The 18799-nt window shown below is 61.1% G+C and carries 19 protein-coding genes; all 19 read right to left on the bottom strand.

Annotated features, from left to right (window positions below; translation table 11 throughout):
* The coding region (locus tag JWR14_RS25600) for a phosphopantetheine-binding protein (RefSeq protein ID WP_299713908.1) at positions 1–296 on the bottom strand (296 nt) is incomplete at its 3' end.
* Complete coding sequence (locus tag JWR14_RS25595; RefSeq protein ID WP_299713906.1) at positions 271–1080, bottom strand: 1-acyl-sn-glycerol-3-phosphate acyltransferase; 810 nt, start codon at positions 1078–1080, stop codon at positions 271–273. The genes JWR14_RS25595 and JWR14_RS25600, both read right to left, overlap by 26 nt.
* Positions 1064–1798, bottom strand: coding sequence for a beta-ketoacyl synthase chain length factor (locus tag JWR14_RS25590; protein WP_299713904.1), 735 nt, complete (start codon positions 1796–1798; stop codon positions 1064–1066). Before JWR14_RS25590 ends, JWR14_RS25595 begins: the two co-directional genes overlap by 17 nt.
* Before the next feature lie 592 nt (positions 1799–2390).
* Positions 2391–3242 carry a polysaccharide deacetylase family protein gene (locus JWR14_RS25585; protein WP_299713902.1) on the bottom strand — a complete coding sequence of 284 codons (852 nt, stop codon included), beginning with the start codon at positions 3240–3242 and terminating at the stop codon, positions 2391–2393.
* Between the two features lie 174 nt (positions 3243–3416).
* Complete coding sequence (locus JWR14_RS25580; protein WP_299713910.1) at positions 3417–4475, bottom strand: HoxN/HupN/NixA family nickel/cobalt transporter; 1059 nt, start codon at positions 4473–4475, stop codon at positions 3417–3419.
* A 66-nt stretch (positions 4476–4541) separates the two neighbouring features.
* A complete protein-coding gene (gene hypB / locus JWR14_RS25575; protein ID WP_299713900.1) occupies positions 4542–5564 on the bottom strand; it encodes a hydrogenase nickel incorporation protein HypB in 1023 nt (340 codons plus the stop codon).
* Positions 5565–5602: 38 nt separating this feature from the next.
* Complete coding sequence (gene hypA / locus JWR14_RS25570; RefSeq protein ID WP_299713898.1) at positions 5603–5932, bottom strand: hydrogenase maturation nickel metallochaperone HypA; 330 nt, start codon at positions 5930–5932, stop codon at positions 5603–5605.
* A gap of 29 nt (positions 5933–5961) precedes the next feature.
* Complete coding sequence (gene hypE, locus JWR14_RS25565) at positions 5962–7008, bottom strand: hydrogenase expression/formation protein HypE (RefSeq protein WP_299713896.1); 1047 nt, start codon at positions 7006–7008, stop codon at positions 5962–5964.
* Positions 7005–8186 carry a hydrogenase formation protein HypD gene (gene hypD, locus JWR14_RS25560; RefSeq protein WP_299713894.1) on the bottom strand — a complete coding sequence of 394 codons (1182 nt, stop codon included), beginning with the start codon at positions 8184–8186 and terminating at the stop codon, positions 7005–7007. The genes hypE and hypD overlap by 4 nt, the downstream gene beginning before the upstream one ends.
* On the bottom strand, positions 8183–8884 hold the full coding sequence (locus JWR14_RS25555) for an SIS domain-containing protein (protein WP_299713891.1): 702 nt from the start codon (positions 8882–8884) through the stop codon (positions 8183–8185). The genes hypD and JWR14_RS25555 overlap by 4 nt, the downstream gene beginning before the upstream one ends.
* The gene (locus JWR14_RS25550; RefSeq protein WP_299713889.1) at positions 8877–9206 is read right to left on the bottom strand and encodes a HypC/HybG/HupF family hydrogenase formation chaperone; all 330 of its coding nucleotides are present in this window, start codon (positions 9204–9206) and stop codon (positions 8877–8879) included. The genes JWR14_RS25555 and JWR14_RS25550 overlap by 8 nt, the downstream gene beginning before the upstream one ends.
* A complete protein-coding gene (hypF, locus tag JWR14_RS25545) occupies positions 9197–11611 on the bottom strand; it encodes a carbamoyltransferase HypF (protein WP_299713887.1) in 2415 nt (804 codons plus the stop codon). Before hypF ends, JWR14_RS25550 begins: the two co-directional genes overlap by 10 nt.
* A gap of 112 nt (positions 11612–11723) precedes the next feature.
* Positions 11724–12287: a hydrogenase maturation protease gene (locus tag JWR14_RS25540; protein ID WP_299713885.1), complete on the bottom strand. Its 564-nt coding sequence runs from the start codon at positions 12285–12287 to the stop codon at positions 11724–11726.
* Positions 12284–13690, bottom strand: a complete 1407-nt coding sequence (locus JWR14_RS25535) for a hypothetical protein (protein WP_299713884.1) — start codon at positions 13688–13690, stop codon at positions 12284–12286. Before JWR14_RS25535 ends, JWR14_RS25540 begins: the two co-directional genes overlap by 4 nt.
* Positions 13687–14382 (bottom strand): DUF6084 family protein, encoded by a 696-nt coding sequence (locus tag JWR14_RS25530; protein ID WP_299713883.1) that lies wholly within the window; start codon positions 14380–14382, stop codon positions 13687–13689. Before JWR14_RS25530 ends, JWR14_RS25535 begins: the two co-directional genes overlap by 4 nt.
* The gene (locus JWR14_RS25525) at positions 14375–15022 is read right to left on the bottom strand and encodes a DUF5947 family protein (protein ID WP_299713882.1); all 648 of its coding nucleotides are present in this window, start codon (positions 15020–15022) and stop codon (positions 14375–14377) included. Before JWR14_RS25525 ends, JWR14_RS25530 begins: the two co-directional genes overlap by 8 nt.
* Complete coding sequence (locus JWR14_RS25520; protein WP_299713880.1) at positions 15019–15558, bottom strand: NifU family protein; 540 nt, start codon at positions 15556–15558, stop codon at positions 15019–15021. The genes JWR14_RS25525 and JWR14_RS25520 overlap by 4 nt, the downstream gene beginning before the upstream one ends.
* Positions 15555–17381: a nickel-dependent hydrogenase large subunit gene (locus tag JWR14_RS25515; RefSeq protein WP_299713878.1), complete on the bottom strand. Its 1827-nt coding sequence runs from the start codon at positions 17379–17381 to the stop codon at positions 15555–15557. The genes JWR14_RS25520 and JWR14_RS25515 overlap by 4 nt, the downstream gene beginning before the upstream one ends.
* Before the next feature lie 97 nt (positions 17382–17478).
* Positions 17479–18537 carry a hypothetical protein gene (locus tag JWR14_RS25510; protein WP_299713876.1) on the bottom strand — a complete coding sequence of 353 codons (1059 nt, stop codon included), beginning with the start codon at positions 18535–18537 and terminating at the stop codon, positions 17479–17481.
* Between the last annotated feature and the right edge of the window lie 262 nt (positions 18538–18799).

Here is an 18799-nt window from a genome sequence, read left to right as displayed (position 1 = left end):
CTCCCCTTTTCCCCGATATCGTTCGTAGCGCTCACCGCGCCTCGCTGGCTGGCGACCAGCGCGGCCAGCGTGCTGATCGAACGGAAGTGCTCTCGCGTGCGTTCGTCGTTCGCCGCAATCGTCAATTGATAGTGTTTGCGCAGCACGATACCGATCTCGAGCGCGTCGATCGAATCGAGCCCGATGCCATCGGTTTCGAACAGCGGCGCATCGTCGTCGATGTCCGCAGGCGTCAGGTCTTCCAGATCGAGAGCATCGATCAGAAGCTGCTTAATTTCCAGTTTCAAAGAATCCATAGTCGAACAGCCGCTGGTTAATGTGCGCCTCAACAGCGCTGGTCAAAGTGCGCGCGGCAAGGGCCGGAGAAGGAGCCTCACGCGAGGCATCATGCGCCATGAGCTGGTCGGCTGCGACCGGCTCGAGCACGCTCACGCGGATGCGGAACGCCCTCGACGGCGCGTGATACCAGCGCATCTGCTTGGTGAAAGCCGGCGGGTCGCAATCCATCAGCACGGGCAGGATCGGCGTGCCTGCCTTGAGGGCGATGTGCGCAAAACCGCGCGAGAATGCATGCAGCCGGTTCGGCCCGGGGCTGCGCGTGCCTTCCGGGAAAATGATCATGGTATAGCCCGCCGCGATCTGCCGGGCGCTGGCTTCGACGAGTTCGACCGGGTCGACGTTGCTCACGTATTCGGCCGCCCGCACGATGCCCCAGAAGCAGGGATTACCCCAGTGCGCGTTCTTGACGACGCAACACGCAGAAGGCGTAAGCGCGAGCAGCACCACGACGTCGAGGTAGGTTGGATGGTTTGCCACCAGAACCACCGGCCCGGCGTCGCGCAAGGCGGCGGCGCCCGAGACTTCCAGTTCCATCACCCCGACCCACTGCAAGAAGGCCACCAGCGCCCGGAAGAACCAGTGAATGATGGTCGTCACCATACGCTGACGCGATGCGCGATGCGGCCACAGCCACGCGAGCGGAAACACCAGGACCGAGAACAGCAGTCCGCAGACGCCGAACACGACGAAGCTCATGCCTGTGGCGACCAGCCGCCAGCCGTAATTAAGCCGCGCCTTCATGCCAGCTCCAATGCCAGGTAGTACCGGCGTTTTGCCATGTGGCGGGCGCTCGTGTGCTGAGACAGCGCTGGACCGCTTCGCTCTGCGTAAGGAAAGCGTCAGAAATGGTGGGAAGTGCCAACTCGGCGGGACGTTCGAATGCCGGTTCAGGAGCGCCCCGCATGCTCCCTGTACCCGATATTGTGCATGCAAGCTGTCCTGCCGCGCGGGTGTCGAGCAGGATCGCGAGCGCACCGCCTTGTACCTCGTCTTCAATGGTGCCGTAAGCGGCATCGGCCGGTTCGTCCGCATAGACCAGCAGCACGGGCGACGACGGGTCCGCTTCTAACTGTGCATGCGCTTCGAGCAAGGCAAACCCAAGCGTTTGCGCCCCGGCGGAAATCGCACTGGCGGGCGAACGGTCGCCGCGGGCGATGCCGAATATACCGGTCATTGCGTTGAGGACGGACAGGCTGAAAGCGGTCGGAGACACGGGTTCACCCGTGCTGATCGCGCGCAGGATGTCGGTCGTGCGCCGCAGTTCACCATGCCTCGATGCGAACACCACGCGCACGGGGTCTCGCTCTGCGACGCAGTCGTGGGCGACCTTGAGGGCGCTTCGCGACAGGCTGCTTAGACGACGGCGGACGATCGGCTCGATGAAGCTGATATCGGCGGTCGCCGCGGCAGCGGTGGCGGACCATCGGGCAACGGGCATGGTCCAGCGCAGATCGTGCATACGATGTTTACGATTTGAAAGGCACCAGCAGCTCACCAGGATCCGCCTGTGCGGGCAGTACCGCGGGCGGTACAGAAGTGAGCCCACTCCATCCGGACGATATTCAACCGGCGCTCAGCAGATAACCGGCGGATATACCGATGCCTGTACCGACTTAACGGCAGTTTGTGCCGATTGTTTAATGCCATATGGGGTACATGAAGCGGGTAAATGATTATCCAGACTCGGATTGGCTCCACATTGACGGGCGAATCATACTGAAAATTGCTTCCTAAATCAGCCAGAAAACCAGTTCACCGCGGATAAGTCTCACATATACGACGGAAAGCCAGAATTGATCCAATGTCCCAAGCGAAATCCAAGCGCAATACCGCCAATCTAACTGCCGTGCCCTCATTGTCCAAATCTAAAAAGTTACGGAATGTGTGTTCCGTGGGGTGTGCTGGCTGTCCTTCCTCGTCATCGGCCGTTGATCCGGACGTCCAGGTTACTCGCGCAAATAGTTTGGATTCGTACAATGCGTAACGTCTCTTACCTGGTGGCCCGACGTGACGTCCTCGCGGTCTCTGTTTGGCACTTTTGGGCAGCCGGATCAGAAGGCTTCTCGTAAGGTAATAAAGTGCAGGCCTTGTTTTTTGGCGGCATCGAAGACGTGCGGTAATACCGACAGCAAAACCGGTTGACCGTCGTCGGTCATGGCGGCGCCTCCATCGTGGAGCAGCAGGATGTCGCGTGGTGCCAGATCACGCAGCAATCGCCGCGTGACGATTTCCGGATTGCGCTCGCGGGTATCGAAGCCGCGCCGCGTCCAGGCGGCCAGCCTCAGATCGAGCTTTTGCAAGACGGGCTCCAGCAGGATATTGCGCAAGCCCGCCGGTGCGCGAAAGAAAGCCGGCCGCTCGCCCGTGAGTTCCATGAGCGTGCGTTGTGCTGCATCGATTTCCCGTCTTAACGCCCCCATGCCCGTCACCGAAAAAGTGTGCACATGCTTTTGCGAGTGGTTCTCCACGCTATGCCCTCGCGCGACGATTTCACGGGTCAACGCGGGATATCGGCGTGCGCGTTCGCCGATCAGGAAAAACGTGGCGCGAACCCGGTGCGCATCGAGCAAGTCGAGAACCTGGGGCGTGACGAGCGGATCAGGACCGTCGTCGAGCGTGAGCGCGATGGCGTTTGCATTGCGCGGGATAGCGGGCAAGCGCGTCCAGTTGGCGCCAAGCAGCGTTGAGCGCGGCCACAATCCCGCCGCCGTGACGGTCGCGTGGTTGACCGCTGTGCCGGCCAGCCACCAGGGCCACATCTGCGGCGCGATGGCGCAGCCCGCTAGTGCCGCCGCATGCCAGGCTGCCGTGACCTTCAGTGCGAGGGGAGATCCTGTCACAGGCCAGCGACGCTCGGACGCTGCATCCGGATCGAGTAGAAGTCGCGGATGAAGTTTGAGCATGCGTGTTCCTTCTTTGATTCCAATAACCGTTAGCCGTGTTTATACGCCATTAAAAAAAATGCACCCCGGCAGAGCGGGTTGATCGTGGCCAAGTTTACCTGTTTCCGGCGTAAGGCATTCGGAGGGCATTGGCACTTGTCGTACTCACATGAATTTTAGCGCTTAGCAGTCGTGTCACAGCGTTTTCACGGTGATATCGTCGTAGCGCCTTAGCTTGTAGATCGCGATGGAGACGATCCAGCTCACAATGAATATGCCTATGACGATGTAGCCCAACAGTCCGAAGTGCTCATTGAGGCTACCAATAGAATCCCAGAACGGGCCCTTGAGCCCGAAGTTGTTCTGGAGCAAACCCAGCACCTCGATCCCGCCGATCAGCACTGCGACCACCACCGAAACGAACGTGATCGTGATGTTGTAGTAGAGCTTGCGCATGGGCCGGACAAAGGCCCAGCGATACGCACCGAGCATCAGGATGCCGTCGGTGGTATCGACCAGCGACATGCCTGCCGTGAACAAGATCGGCAGCACGAGCACGGACCAGAACGACAGTCCATGCGACGCCTGGGCCGCCGATATGCCGAACAACGCGACCTCGGTCGCGGTATCGAATCCGAGCCCGAACAGGAACCCCACGGGATAAAGATGCCAGCTACGCGAGACCAGTCTCAACAATGGCCGAAGCAAACGCGAGAGGAAACCGCGATTGTTAAGCAAGAGGTCGAGATCGGTTTCGACCAGCGGTTCGCCCCGGCGCACCGCGCGAAATGTCCTGATCACGGACGCCAGCACAACCAGGTTCGCGATGGCCAGCACGAACAAAAATAGCGCAGACACGCTCGTGCCGATCAGGCCGCCGACCCCTCTCAGGTCATCGAAATGCGTCGTCAGCGCGGTTGCTGCGAACGCGACGCCAACTGTGAGCGCGACGACCACCGTCGAGTGGCCGAGCGAGAAGAACAAGCCGGCGCCAAGCGGACTGCGGTCGATCTGAAGCAGCTTGCGCGTGACGTTATCGATAGCGGCAATGTGGTCCGCATCCACCGCGTGGCGCAGCCCGAACGTGTACGCTAAAAGCGCCGTGCCCAGGAGCGCCGGCTGCCCGTGAAAGGCCGTCAGCGCCCATGTCCATGCGACCGCATTGAAGACGAGGAGGAGTGCGTAGATGCCAGCAATTTTATGGCGTAGACCCGTTGGGCGGTCGTTAAAAAGCTCAGACATTTGTTTTAGCATCATGGGCCTCGCATCCTTGCTCGTACCAAAGCGTCAACACGATCCAACCGCCGCGCCTGTCGCGCTCTAGCGCACCGCTTCCCCGACTTCGGCTAATGAGGCTGCTTCCAGCCACGCGTACCACGCCTGCATCCCGGCCCCGGTTTCCGCCGATACCTGCAGTACTTCGATAGAAGGATTCACCTGCCTTGCATACGCAATGCAGCGGGCTACATCGAAACGCAAGTGCGGCAGCAGATCGATCTTGTTCAGCAGCATCAGGCGGCTTGCACGGAACATGTGCGGGTACTTGAGCGGCTTGTCTTCGCCCTCGGTCACCGACAGGATCACCACCTTCGCCTGTTCGCCGAGATCGAACAACGCGGGGCATACAAGATTGCCGACGTTCTCGATCATCAGCCACGATTGAGGCGGTGGATCAAGTTGCGCCAGCGCGCGCGACACCATGCCGGCATCGAGATGGCACCCTGTGCCCGTGTTGATCTGGACCACGCGGCAGCCGGTCGCGCGAATCCGCTCGGCGTCGTTGAGCGTCGCCTGGTCGCCTTCGATTACCTGGATCGACTGGGTACTGTGTAACGCCTGGAGATCGCGGATAGTCCGTTCAAGCAGCGTGGTCTTGCCCGCTCCCGGTGAACTGACAAGGTTCAGTGCGGTGATATGGCGGCTTGCCAGCCAGCCACGATTGTGTTCGGCAAGCAACTGGTTCTTCGCCAGAACATCCTGTTCGAGCGCGATCGTTGTGCCGTGGGTTGCTGCGGCAATCGCCACTTCGGACGGGGATACGGACGAGTGTTCGGCGCCCGGATGATCGCCGTGATCGAGGGCTGCAGGCGTTTGTACGTGATCGTGTTCATGGCTATGCACGTGCCCGTCGTGTTCGTGTTCGTGGACTTGTTGATGGGTGCCGTGTTGATGAATGTGCGCCGCATGACCATGCCGATGCGCGCGCGCATGCAGATGCGCAGCCACACTCCCGCCGGTGGCCCCGCCTGCAAGTTGCCGCCACGAACCCGGTGTGCGCACCGCACCGCTTTCCTCTTCTACCTGCGACTCAATCCGCTCACCGGTCAGCGGATCTGTAATCACCGAGCCGGCACCTTTCGAGCAACCGCATGTGGTACACATCACACCACCTCCATCTGTTTTATCTTTAGCTCACTGCCGGCCAGCAGTTCGAGATTGACGCTTCCGCACGCGCAGTGTTCCAGCAAGTCGGTCATCTCCACATTGCTGCCACAGTCCAGGCAGCGCGCCCGTCCCGGTGTCTCGACAATCTCGAGCGCCGCGCCTTCGACCACCGTGTCCTTCGCGCAGACATCGAAGCAAAAACGGATTGCGTCCGGCATCACCGCCGACAACCTGCCGATCTCCAGCGTCACGCGCAGCACCCGAGCGCCCATCGCGCGTTCGGCGCAAAGCTCGACGACACTATTCGCGATGCTCAGTTCATGCATGACACTGCGCTCCCCATGCCTGAAACCAGTTAACAGATCCGGGGCAGCTGCTCGCCCGTCAGCATGTCGACGATTCGCTGTCCACCAAACACCGTATGCAGCACCACGATGCCCGCGGGCTGCGCAACTACCTCGCCGATCACTGCCGCCCGCGCGCCAGCCGGGTGCGCATGCATCGCCGCGAGCACGCTTGATGCGGCATGTGCGGGAACGATCGCAACCAGCTTGCCTTCGTTCGCCAGATACAGCGGATCCAGGCCCAGGATCTCGCAAGCGCCCTTCACTTCCTCGCGGATCGGCAGCGCGTTTTCCTGGATGCGGATCGCCACACCTGACGACACCGCGAACTCGTTCAGCACGGTGGCGACTCCGCCGCGCGTTGCGTCGCGCATGCAGTGGATGTCCTTGCACGCACCCAGCATTGCATCCACCAGTGACGCGAGCGGCGCGCAATCGCTTTTAATGTCGGACTGCAATGCAAGCTGTTTCCGTGCGACCAGGATCGCCGCGCCGTGGTCACCCAGAAAGCCGTTCACGATCACCACGTCGCCTGGCTGCGCACGCCGCGCCGATATATTTACGCCGGGCGGCACGACCCCCACGCCTGCGGTGTTGATGAAGAGTTTGTCCGCGCAACCGCGCTCGACCACCTTGGTGTCGCCCGTAACAATAGACACACCCGCTTCGATTGCGACACGCTGCATGCTTGCCGCCACGCGTCGCAGCACATCAACCGCAAGGCCCTCTTCAATCACCATGCCGCATGATAGAAACAGCGGTTTTGCCCCCGACATGGCAAGGTCGTTGACCGTACCCGATACCGCCAACGTACCTATGTCTCCGCCCGGGAAAAACAACGGGTCGACGACGTAGCTATCCGTAGTGAACGCGAGCCGGTCGCCTAATCGTGCGAGGTCCTCGAGCGGAAACACTGCCTGGTCTTCGAGCGCGGCCAGCGCGGGGTTATCGAAGGCGGTGACAAAGACGTCCTCGATCAGATCGCGCATCGCCCGACCGCCGCCGCCGTGCGCGAGGTTGATCGTGACATCGCGTAGCCTGCCGATCCGGTCGTTCATGCCTGTACTCCCTGCTTGAGCGTGTCCGACGCAGCGCCATGCGCATACAACGCCGATGTATCGATGCGTGCATAACGATAATGCGCCGCGCACGCACCTTCGCTCGATACCATCAACGATCCGAGCGGCGTTTCCGGCGTGCAGGCGGTGCCGAATACCTTGCACTGCTGCGGCTTGATTACGCCTTTGAGCACTTCCCCGCACTGGCAGGATTTAGGATCGGCGATCTTCAGGTTCGCGACAGGAAACTTGCGCTCGGCATCGTAAGCGGCGAAGCGTTCGCGGATCCGAACGCCCGAATGATCTATCGATCCCAGTCCGCGCCACTCGAAAAACTCGCGCAACTCGAACACCTGCTCGATCGCCGACAGCGCCTGCGCATTACCGTCTTCCGGCACGATCCTGCCATACTGGTTCTCCACTTCGCAGCGCCCTTCGGCGATCTGCCGCAACACCATCCACACCGATTGCAGCACGTCGAGCGGTTCGAATCCGGCAACGGTAATCGGCCGCCGGTAATGCTCCGCAATAAAACGATATGGCCGCGTGCCGATCACCATGCTCACGTGTCCGGGTCCAAGGAAGCCATCGAGATGCAGGTCGGGTGAATCGAGAATCGCCTTGATCGTCGGGATGATCGTGATGTGGTTGCAAAACAGCGAGAAGTTATTGATGCGTTGGGCGTGAGCTTCCAGCACGGTCATCGCCGTGCTCGGCATGGTGGTTTCAAAACCCAGCCCGAAGAAGATCACCTCGCGATGCGGATTCGCACGCGCAACAGCAAGCGCGTCGAGCGGCGAATAGACCATCCGCACATCGGCTCCATCCGCCTTCGCTTTCAACAGGCTCTTGCGCGAACCGGGAACACGCATCGCGTCGCCGAAGGTCGTGAAGATCACTTCGGGCCGCTCGGCGAGCGCCACGCAGTCGTCCACGCGGCCCATCGGCAACACGCAGACCGGGCAACCGGGGCCGTGGACGAATTCGACCTCGGGCGGCAGCATCTGGTGAATCCCGTACCTGAAGATGGAGTGCGTATGACCGCCGCAGACTTCCATGATCTGCAACGGCCGCTTAAGGCCTCCACGGTCGCGCACGATCTGCCCGACCAGACGATGGATCTCGTGCGTGAGCGTGCGGGCTTTCTCCGGATCGCGGAATTCGTCGACGTATTTCATGACACGCGCTCGGCTGCATCGGGGACACTCAGGCTGCCGCGCTCATCGGCGAGCAGCGTATGGACCAGGTCCCATAGGATGTGATAAATCGCAACGTGGGTTTCCTGGATCCGATGAATGCTGTCGCTCGGCACCACGAGGCAATGGTCGAGCGCACCCGGCGCTGCCATCTTGCCGCCGTCGTGTCCGGCCAAGCCGATGGTCACCACGCCCATCTCCCGCGCTTTCGCGAATGCGGCGAGCAGGTTGTCTGAGTTACCACTGGTCGATACCCCGATCAGGCCGTCGCCACGGCGCGCCTGCGCCACCAGTTGCCGCACATAGATATGCGCGAAGCCGACGTCGTTGCCCACGGCCGTCATCATGGCGGTATCAGCGACGAGGTTGACTGCAGTGAGCGCCGGACGCCCGGCCGTTACCGGATGCAGGAACTCCACCGCTATGTGTGCGGCGTCGCAACTCGAACCACCGTTGCCCATTGAAAAGAGCCTGCCGTCACGGCGATAAACATCCGCAATCGCGTGCGCAACAGCGACCACGGCGGTGGCCTTATCCGCGAAGAACGCGCGCTTCGCGTCGATGCTTGCCTGCGCCTTCTGCGCGACCGATTCGAGCAGCGCGGCGTCGAGTTTTGCCGCGTCCTGACGGTTGCCGTGAAGGAACGGATACAAGCCTTGTAGCGCCCGATGTTCAGTCATGGCGCGCTCCGTCGTGGTGGTTGATCGTGTCAGGAAGTGGTGGCTCACCGCCCCCTTCCATCATCGCGGCCATCTCCGCCTGCGCCTCCCCAAGTTCACGCAACAGGGCAAGCGTGCGCACGGCTTCGGCTTCGTCGAGACGGCTCATCGCAAAGCCGACGTGCACCAGCACCCAGTTACCCACGCATGCGGACGGCGGCCGATCGTCATCGACGATGAACGCGATGTTGATGATCCGTTGCACCCCGCCTACATCGACTAATGCGAGGTTATTGTCCGCGTCGCTGATCTCGACGATCTGTCCCGGGATGCCTAAGCACATGACGTACTCCGTGGTTCAACAAATGCGGATGCAAGGGCACGCGCGGCGGTAATTGCCGCTTGCCCCAGCGCAATGCCACCGTCGTTGGACGGTACCTGGCGATGTGTCAGTACATTAAAACCGCATGCCGCAAGGCGTGCGGTGAGTTGTTCAAACAGCACGCGGTTCTGCATGACCCCGCCGGAGAGTGCGACAGTACGGACCTGGGTGGACACAAGCAAACGGACGGTCATTTGCACAATGACGATCGCGAGGCCTTTGTGAAAACGTGCGGCCATTGCCGGCACGGGTGTGGCGCGCAGCATGTCGTCGAGCAGCGCGATCCACATGGGTTTCGCGTTGATTAAAAACGAAGTGTCGGCTTCCACGATTTCAAACGGATACGCCAACGCATCGTCTTCTTCGTGGAGCGTACGGGTATCGATCATCGCTTCGAGTTCAATCGCTGCCTGCCCTTCGTATTGAACGCGTTCGCGGCACACGCCGAGCGCCCCGGCGACTGCATCGAACAGACGCCCGGCCGAGCTTGCAACAGGACTATTGATCCCACCGTCGATCATCTGATCGAGCAGCGACAATGGACGGTCGGCGAGAAAATGATGGAGGTCGAGCTTCGCGTATTGCTTCGCGAAACGCGGCCACCCGAGGCTCGCGCACAGATGAGCGTACGTGTTGCGCCACGGCTCGTAAATCGCGTACGCGCCTCCCGGCAGCGCGACCGGTGTGAAGCTCGCGAGACGCTTGAAATCTACGTAGCCGCCGAGCAAAAATTCGCCGCCCCACAGCGCGTTGTCCAAGCCCATGCCAAGCCCGTCTAGCACAATGCCAAGAACGTCAGTGCCCAAACTGACATCATTTTCTGCAAGACATGCCGCGAAGTGCGCGTGATGATGCTGGATCTCGGCAAGCGGTAAATGCCGCTGCTGTGCGATATCGATACCGAGCTTGCGCGACAGATACTCGGGATGCAGGTCGACCGCGACGAGACGCGCTTCATGTTCGAACAAATGTTGATAACGCGCGAGCGACACGCTGTAGTCGCGATAGGTCTCGCCGTTCTCGAGTTCACCGATGTGATGCGACACGACCGCTTCGCCATCGCGCAGCAGGCAGAAGGTGTTTTTCTGCTGTGAGCCCATTGCGAGGACCGGGGGTGCAGCAGCAAGATCGCGCGGCAACCGCAGCGGCGCTGGTGCATAACCACGCGAGCGGCGCAGCAAGCGCGGTACGCCGCCCATGACCCGCGCGACCGAATCGTCCACGCGCCGCGCAATATCGCGATCGTGCATCAGCCAGGCGTCGGCCATGCCTGCGAGGCGCTGGCGGGCCTCGTCGTTATCGATGCATTGCGGTTCGTCTGAAAGATTGCCGCTGGTCAGCACGACCGGGCCGTCAAGCGATTGCATCAGCAGATGATGCAGCGGGGTGGAAGGCAGCATGAAACCCAGCGTCGCGATACCCGGCGCCACGCCCGGAAACGGATCGCGCTTACCCCGATCGATCATCGGCATGATGACGATCGGTCCAGCGGTGCTTTCAAGCAGGACCTCGTCTGCTCCGCTTACCCAGCAATAGCGCTCGATCATCGCCACATCACGCGCCAGCAGCGCGAACGGCTTGCGCTCGCGATGTTTCAGCGCGCGTAGTTTCGCGACGGCCGCGTGATCTGACGCGGTGCATGCAAGCTGAAAACCGCCAAGCCCCTTGATCGCGACTATCTTGCCGCGCTCGATAAAGCGGCGCGTGGCATCCAGTGGATCGTCTTCTGCAACGGAACCATCGGCCTGCTCCAGCCACAGTCGCGGACCGCAAGCCGGACATGCAATCGGCTGGGCATGAAAACGCCGGTCGTCCGGATCGTCATATTCACTCGCGCAAGCGTCACATAACGGGAACGCCGCCATTGTCGTGTTCGGGCGGTCATACGGGATCGCCTGGACTATCGACAAGCGCGGCCCGCAGTGCGTGCAGTTCGTGAACGCATAACCATGCCGACGGCTCGACGGGTCGAACGTTTCGCCGATACACGCCCGGCACGTGACCGCGTCCGGCACCACGCCGGTATGCGCACGGCCACCTGCACTCCCGACGATCCGAAAGCCACCGGGAGGCGGAGGTATCTCGTGCAAAGCGTAACGTTCGATGGCGTCGATCCGCCCAAGCGGCGGACAACCGATTCGCAAGCGCTCGACAAAATCATCAAGCGTACTTGTGTCGGCCCATGCGTGGATCAGCACACCTTCGCTGTCGTTGCCTACATCGCCGCTCACGCCGCAAGCGTGCGCAAGACGCCATACTACCGGCCTGAAACCCACGCCCTGGACCAGTCCACGCACACGAATTTCCTCACCGACCGGTGATACCACGGGCGGTTCGTCGCGGACCGGCGGCAGGCACAGGCTCATGGCAGTGCCCGTCACATGTTGCGGATACGGATATAGCGGCGGATATCCTTCAGGTTCGCCGCAACGCCGACGATCAACGCCGGCAATAGCAAGTACTTCAGAAAGAGCTTCATCATGCTCTCCAGTGGTCCTGCGACACGCTCCCAGCGTCGGCCACAACGGTCTGCGCCTGCATGCTTTCGATCATTGCTTCGATGGTTTCTACTGCTTCACCCACTGCCGCCGCGACGGGTTCGCTCAGCCCCATGCGGCCCTCCTGCCCATCCTCCGTGCCGAGACTTTCCGTCTCACAACCGACTAGAACAATACGTCCGACTTCACCGCCCATCGCTTGCACGGCCTGAAGGACTTTCGCCGGATCGAGATCATGTGGCGAGATCATGACGGGCGGAGCATCGCCTTGAAAACCTTGGTCCGTATTCATGATCGATGGCTCGATCACATACAGCGTGCCCGGCGGTCCGTCGCGATGCGTCGCATCGACAAGGACGGCCACGTCCACGCCGTCCAGCAGCGCGTAATACAGATCGATCCCCCGGATTCCATAGTCGATCACGCGGACATCCGGCGGCCACGCATCGGTCCGTCTTTCGTGCAGACGTCGCACAACCTCTATGCCGAAACCGTCGTCACCCAGGAAGACGTTGCCCACTCCCGCTATCAGGATCGAGGTCATGACGGCCCCTCCTCGCGCAGCGGCTCCATCTCATCGGGCGAGAAAAAGAAGCGATGACCCGGCATGCGTGCAAGGCCGAAGTCACGCCCGGGATCGCAGTCGATCGTTACCGCTACATGGACGTGATCCTCGAAATCGCGCTCGATCGATTCGATGGTCGCTACCTGATCGCGCAAGGCCAGGTCGAAGATATCGGCGCGTGCATGGGGATGCAGCACGACGCGTGAGCCGACTTGTAACGCCACGCCGTCGACGTTGACGCAAGCAAGCCGAGGCTTGGCGTCGAGCTCGGCCCAGGGCGCCGTGTCTTCGGCGGCCTCTCCTGTTTCCTCGGACACGTCGCGCCAACCCTCGGGCCAACCCGTACCCACGCGCACGTCGCGCAAGGTTCCGTGCAGCCGCTGCATGTCGTTCGCGGACAGGCTTTCTGTGCGTTCGAGCAGGGCGCGTGAGCGTTCATCGCCTGCGGCCATCTCGCGCTTTTCGGCGTCGGTCATGGTAAGGATTCGCAGCGTCAGGATCTCGTCGATCTCGGTGGCGTCGAAGAGATCGCCTGCGCTTTCAGGCGCGACTTGCGGGTAGTCGTAGAGGATGATCGGTGCCGCGAGCATGGTGTCGTGGCGTTCACCTGAACCAACCAGTACGGGCCACAACCCAATGTTCTTGCAACCGGCGACTGCTTCGGCCAACTCGTCCGGTGGTTCGATCGACGAAACAAACGCCGCGCCCTCCACGGCCAGCACCGCATGGCATGACAGCAAGGCAAATGACGAGGCGGCATCGCGATTCAAACGCTGCGGTTCATCAACCGGCGTCACGTTGACTATGCGGACCGTGAGCCTGAAGGTGCGTTCATCGATCCGCATTGCGCAGCATTCCACCCGGCCAACGATCGCCGCCCGCGTGCGTACGAGCGCACCGCGAACGAGGCCGTCCGTTTCCATCAACGGTTCTACGGCACGACTTCCGACCAGTGAAAACGGCAGACGCAGCCCCTCGATACACAACTCGCCAAGCGTCAATGCCGGGACCTCGACATGCTGCTCACCGGCTTCCTGCCACGCGTCGAAACGCCGACCACCCACTTCCAGCGAAGCCACCGATTGGGACGAGCGCTCATCCAGTGCCGTACCGGCCGCCACAGGCTCGCTCAACTCACGCACATCCCGTTCGATCAGATGCAGGAAACACGGCCGCACCGTTACGCGCGTTTCGTCGTCGCCTTCGATTACGCACTCGGTCTGCATCATGGATGCATCGCTGCCGGACCAGTCGGCCCATGTCTGCGGATACACGCTGCCGAACGTCCAGCGCTGCCGGTTCTTCACCGAAGACGCTCTGTACGGATAAAGCATGTATCCCTCGTACAGCACGGCCTGAACGATCCCGTCGATGGTGTTCATTGCAAGCCTCCCCGCGCGGGCCGCGGCTGTTCGCTCGGGGTCTCGTCCAGCAAGGACGTGAGTGCTTCGTCCCAGCCAGTCAAGCCGCGCTCGATCCGATAACGCTCCAGCCGTTCAAACACGCCGCGCTGCATACACATCCATGCGGTGTTCGGGTAGTAGTAGTCCCGCATCGCGCGCCAGGTTGCGACCGGCAGGCGGAACGCGGCTTCCTTGTGCCACGGAACACGCGCGACTTGCAGCGTGCCGTCGCTCTCGCGATAAAAAATCGTGCCGCTGAATTGCAGCATCAAAGGAATCTCTCCCTTTCCATCTGCCAGCGCATCGAAATACTTCGCCGCAGCCACATTGAAGTCGAACGTGCACGGCACCGGAAGATCGACCGTGCAGGTATCGGTGAAGGAAGGAACAGCTGCGTTCGCATGGGTCCACAGCAGGGTCCGCAACGTCTGCGACCAGCGCTGCGGTACGCCGAACAAGTCGCTAAGCCGCGCCTGATCGACCGGCTCGTAAGTCCGCCGGGTCGCTTCTATCTGGATCTGGCAATGCAGCGCGAGGCTCGCGATTTCCTCCTGGGCGGCCGACCCGTTTGGCGCGCTCTTGCTGGTCACGCGCAGCTTGAACAACAGCAACGGCGAAACCGAATGCAGCGCGACCTCCGCACCCTCGACGACGAAGTCAAGATCAGGCATTCGGCACTCCCTCGGGCAAACGCTCGCCCGCTTTCAGCGCAGCAAAACACGTGTGGATCGCGCGCCATGCATCCACACCACCCGACACTCCGCGCCAGCGCGCGCGGATCACACCGGTCAGCGCATAACACTGGTCGATAGGCACGCGGTAATGCTCGCGCGCCCCTTCCACGCGATTCACCAATAGCGCTTCGACATCGGGTTCGAGGGTATCGAGGACAGGGTTGTCGGCCACCAGGCGATCCCACGCGCTTAGATCAAGCGACGACTGCATCGCGCCGGCAGCACCCGGATACATCGCGATCACGCACTGCGCGGCCGAGTCCTTATAGAAAAACGCAATGCCGATCGGGATCGCCAACGCGTCCCATTGGTCGTCGCTCAGATGAAACTCGCTAAGCCAGCGAACGCTTTCCGGCACTCGCTTATAACGCGCGTTTTGCTGGTTCCCGAACAGCAACGCGCATGCGCGGCAGCAGCACCGCAGCGCATGCTGATCCAGTTCGAGCAGATGAGGATGAGTGCCGTCGAGCGGTTCGCCACATAGTTCACACAGCGTCGTGACCGGCGGCCGGGCGAACGTACGCAACGCAGCTACCCAGCCGCGTTGCCCGGGTTGTTCTCCCCCGCGTGCATTCATGATGTTGGCAGCGTTGCGACAAACCGCAGCTCGTGGACATTGACGTCCGGCATCCCGTCTATTTCAATGCGCGTCACGTCTGGCGCCTGTTCGAAAATTGCCCGCTCGATATCGCTCTGCACATCGGCGGGGGTGACGTGCTTGCCAGTCAGCACGCCCGCCAGACGAACGCGTACCAGGTCCTCCCGGGCATCGACCAGTTCGATCCTTACGCCTTGTGCACCAAGCGGCGCCCGCAGCCCTTCGACCGCGTGCGCGACGCGGCTTGCCAGGTCGTGCGGATGCAGCCCATGCAGCAACAACAACGCGCTGACCTGTTTGTCCTGCATCAGCCGGGCGACGATCGGACCCTCGGCGCCATCCGCCTCGGTCACGATCTCAGCCAGCCGCGCAAGACCGCTTGCATGCAACTCGAGCACCACCTGCAACAGCGCCTGCGCAATATCGCGCGCATGCGTGTCGTTCAGTGTTGCCAGTGCTGCAATCAATTCGTCGATGCGCCGTTGTTGTTCCTCAAGCACGCGCGCGTCGCTCATGAGTGCCCTCCCGGCTTCATGCCCGGCGGAACGCCAAAGGTTGGCGAATGCGCGACATCGACAGTCTTGCCATCCCCGACATACATATGGACACCGCACGGCAGGCACGGATCGAAGCTGCGCACCGCCCGCATGATGTCGATACCCTTGAACTTGTCCGGCCCGTTCTCTTCGAAGATGGGCGTGTTTTGCACCGCATCTTCGTACGGTCCGGGCGTGCCGTAGATATCGCGCGGATTCGCGTTCCACGGGGTCGGCGGATACGGATGATAGTTCGCTATCTTGCCGCCCTTGATCACCAGGTGATGCGACAACACCCCGCGCACCGCCTCATGAAAACCGCAGCCGATAGCTTCGTCGGGTACCTGGAACGGCGTGAATGTGCGGGTATGGCCCGCGTGCAATTCGGCCAACGCCTTCTCCGCGAAATGCAGCGCGCACGCTGCCGCATAGGCCTGAAAATAAGTCCGCGCGCGGTCGCGTTCAATCGCGTTGCTCCACTTCGGGATCTTCCATTCGAACTCGACTTCCGGCTTCAGTGCCGTCTTCGGCAAATAGATCTTCACGCTGTGACCGGTCGACTTCACATAGCCGATATCCACCAGGCCCGCGAGCGCGGTCGCCCACAACCGTGCGATCGGACCACCACCGGTATCGAGCGCGAGGTAGTCGCCCGTGCGCTTGTCGTACCAGCGCGGTGACATGACCCACGTGTAGTTGCCGTCGAACTTGCGTTTCTGCGGCCGCGGCAAGGTGGTCTGGTTCCACGGATGCTTGCGATCGATCGGATTTCCCAGCGGGTCTTGCCGCACAAAGGTTTCCTCATGATCCCAGTCGTCGTAGAACGAACTGCCGAGCAAAATGCGGATGTTCAGGTTGATCTCGACCAGATCCGTAGTCACGAGTTCGCCGTCCACCACCACGCCCGGTGTGACGAACATGCTGCGGCCCCAGTCGGTCATGGTCTTGTAGTTGTAGTCGCATACATCCGGGTCCTGGAACGAACCCCAGCAGCCCAGCAGGATGCGCCGGCGGCCGACTTCCTCGTAACCCGGCAGCGCCTCATAAAAGAAATCGAACAGGTCGTCATGCAGCGGCACGACCTTCTTCATGAACTCCACATACTTCATCAGCCGCGTGATGTAGTCGGTGAAAAGCTGCACGGTTGGTACCGTCCCCACTCCACCGGGATACAGCGTTGACGGATGCACGTGCCGCCCTTCCATCAGGCAGAACATCTCGCGCGTATAACGACTTACATGCAGTGTCTCGCGATAGAACTCGCCGGTGAACGGATTCAGCGCGGTCATGATGTCCGCGATGGTCTTGTAGCCGTGAATCTCCGCGTGCGGCGAGCCGGTCTTCTGCGCTTTCGCCCATACGCCGGGGTTGGTTTCCCTGACCATCTGCTCGCAGAAATCCACGCCGACCAGATTGTCCTGGAAGATGTTGTGATCGAACATGTACTCGGCCGCTTCGCCAAGATTGACGATCCATTCCGCGATGTTCGGCGGTTTCACGCCGTAGGCCATGTTCTGCGCATACACCGAGCAGGTCGCGTGGTTGTCGCCGCAGATGCCGCAGATACGGCTGGTAATGAAGTGCGAGTCGCGCGGGTCCTTGCCCTTCATGAAGATGCTGTAGCCGCGAAAAATCGACGACGTGCTGTAGCACTCGGCGACCTTGCGTTGCTCGAAATCGATCTTCGTATAAATGCCAAGACTGCCGACGATCCGCGTGATCGGGTCCCAGTTCATCTCGACCAGTTTTGCAGGCTGTGACGCTTGGCCCGACTTCAATTCAGGTGTCGCAATATCCGCCATGACCCCCTCCTGGATACTTCTGTCTCTCGCAGAAACCGTCGTGATGCCAACCAACCACGACGGTTTCCATCTGCGTTCCGCGCAACCGCGCAACCGCTCAGCGACGATAGCCAGTCGTCAGCGTGGGACGGTTATGGCGCCATTTCGGTTCCTGGTTGACGGTCGAATTCGTCAGCTTGCGCAGGCTACGGATAAGTCCGCCGTAAGACTTGATGAGATTCGACGAAAGGACCGCACCCGGGGGCTCGTCCATGAACGGCATGAACTTGTCAGGGAACCCGGGCATCGTGCAGCCGATACAGATTCCGCCGACGTTCGGGCACCCGCCCACGCCGTTGATCCAGCCGCGCTTGGGGACGTTGCAATTGACCACCGGACCCCAGCATCCGAGCTTGACGATACAGTTCGGGCTCCCATATTCCTTTGCGAACAGAGCCTGTTCGTAGGATCCCGCGCGGTCGCAACCATCGTGCACGGTGCGCTGGAACAGCCACTTGGGACGAAGCGCTGCGTCCAGCGGAATCATGGGGGCGAGGCCCGCCAGTTGATACAGCAGATATAGCAGCGTCTCCATGAAGTTGTCCGGCTGAACCGGACAACCCGGGACGTTCACAATAGGCAGGCCCGCTTTCGATTTCCAGTCCCAGCCAAGATAATCCGCCAGGCCCATGCAACCCGTGGGGTTGCCTTCCATCGCATGAATGCCGCCGTAGGTGGCGCATGTGCCCGCACCGACCACGGCCAGTGCTTTAGGCGCCAGGCGATCGAGCCATTGCGGAATCGTGATGGGTTCATGCGTGTCGGGATCCGTTCCCATGGCGGCCCAGTACCCCTCTCGATTGATCTTCTCATTGGGGATCGAGCCTTCCATGACCAGCACGAAGTTATCCATCTCACCCCGCGCTGCAGCATGAAACGGCGCCATGAATTCCGCGCCGTTTTCATAAGCCAGCACCGGATTGTGCAGATGAACCTTCGGTAGTCCGGGAATTGCGCCGAGCAGCACGTCTTCAATGCTGGGCTGTGTGGCGGCGGTAATCGATACGGAATCGCCGTCGCAACCGAGGCCTGCGGTGATCCATAAGATGTGTACTTCTTTCAGCGCAGGGGCGTGTTGAGTCTTGCGGCCATAGGGAATGGCGCTTACCGGATCCATGGTGGGAACCTCCTCGCCTGCTGGCGAATGTCTGATACCCCCGCGGATTGCAACGTGCCTGTTGCCGGCCGTGGCGGGGAACCGCCTTTGGCGAACATGCAGGCGCAGCGATCAATGAATTGTCGCCATGGCTTGTCTGTTCGCTCGTCTCTCCGGTGCGCGTTAGGCCGGTAGTTAGACCGTAATTAACCCTACCGCCTGCATGACCTGTTTTTTATTCTCTTAAATATAGTTCGTAATGCAGGTCAATCAACTGGATTCT

This window comes from Caballeronia sp. (genome assembly GCF_028292365.1).
Classification (GTDB): domain Bacteria; phylum Pseudomonadota; class Gammaproteobacteria; order Burkholderiales; family Burkholderiaceae; genus Caballeronia.
The sequence above is the reverse complement of the archived record's forward strand: the minus strand, read 5'-3'. Positions and strand labels throughout refer to the sequence as shown.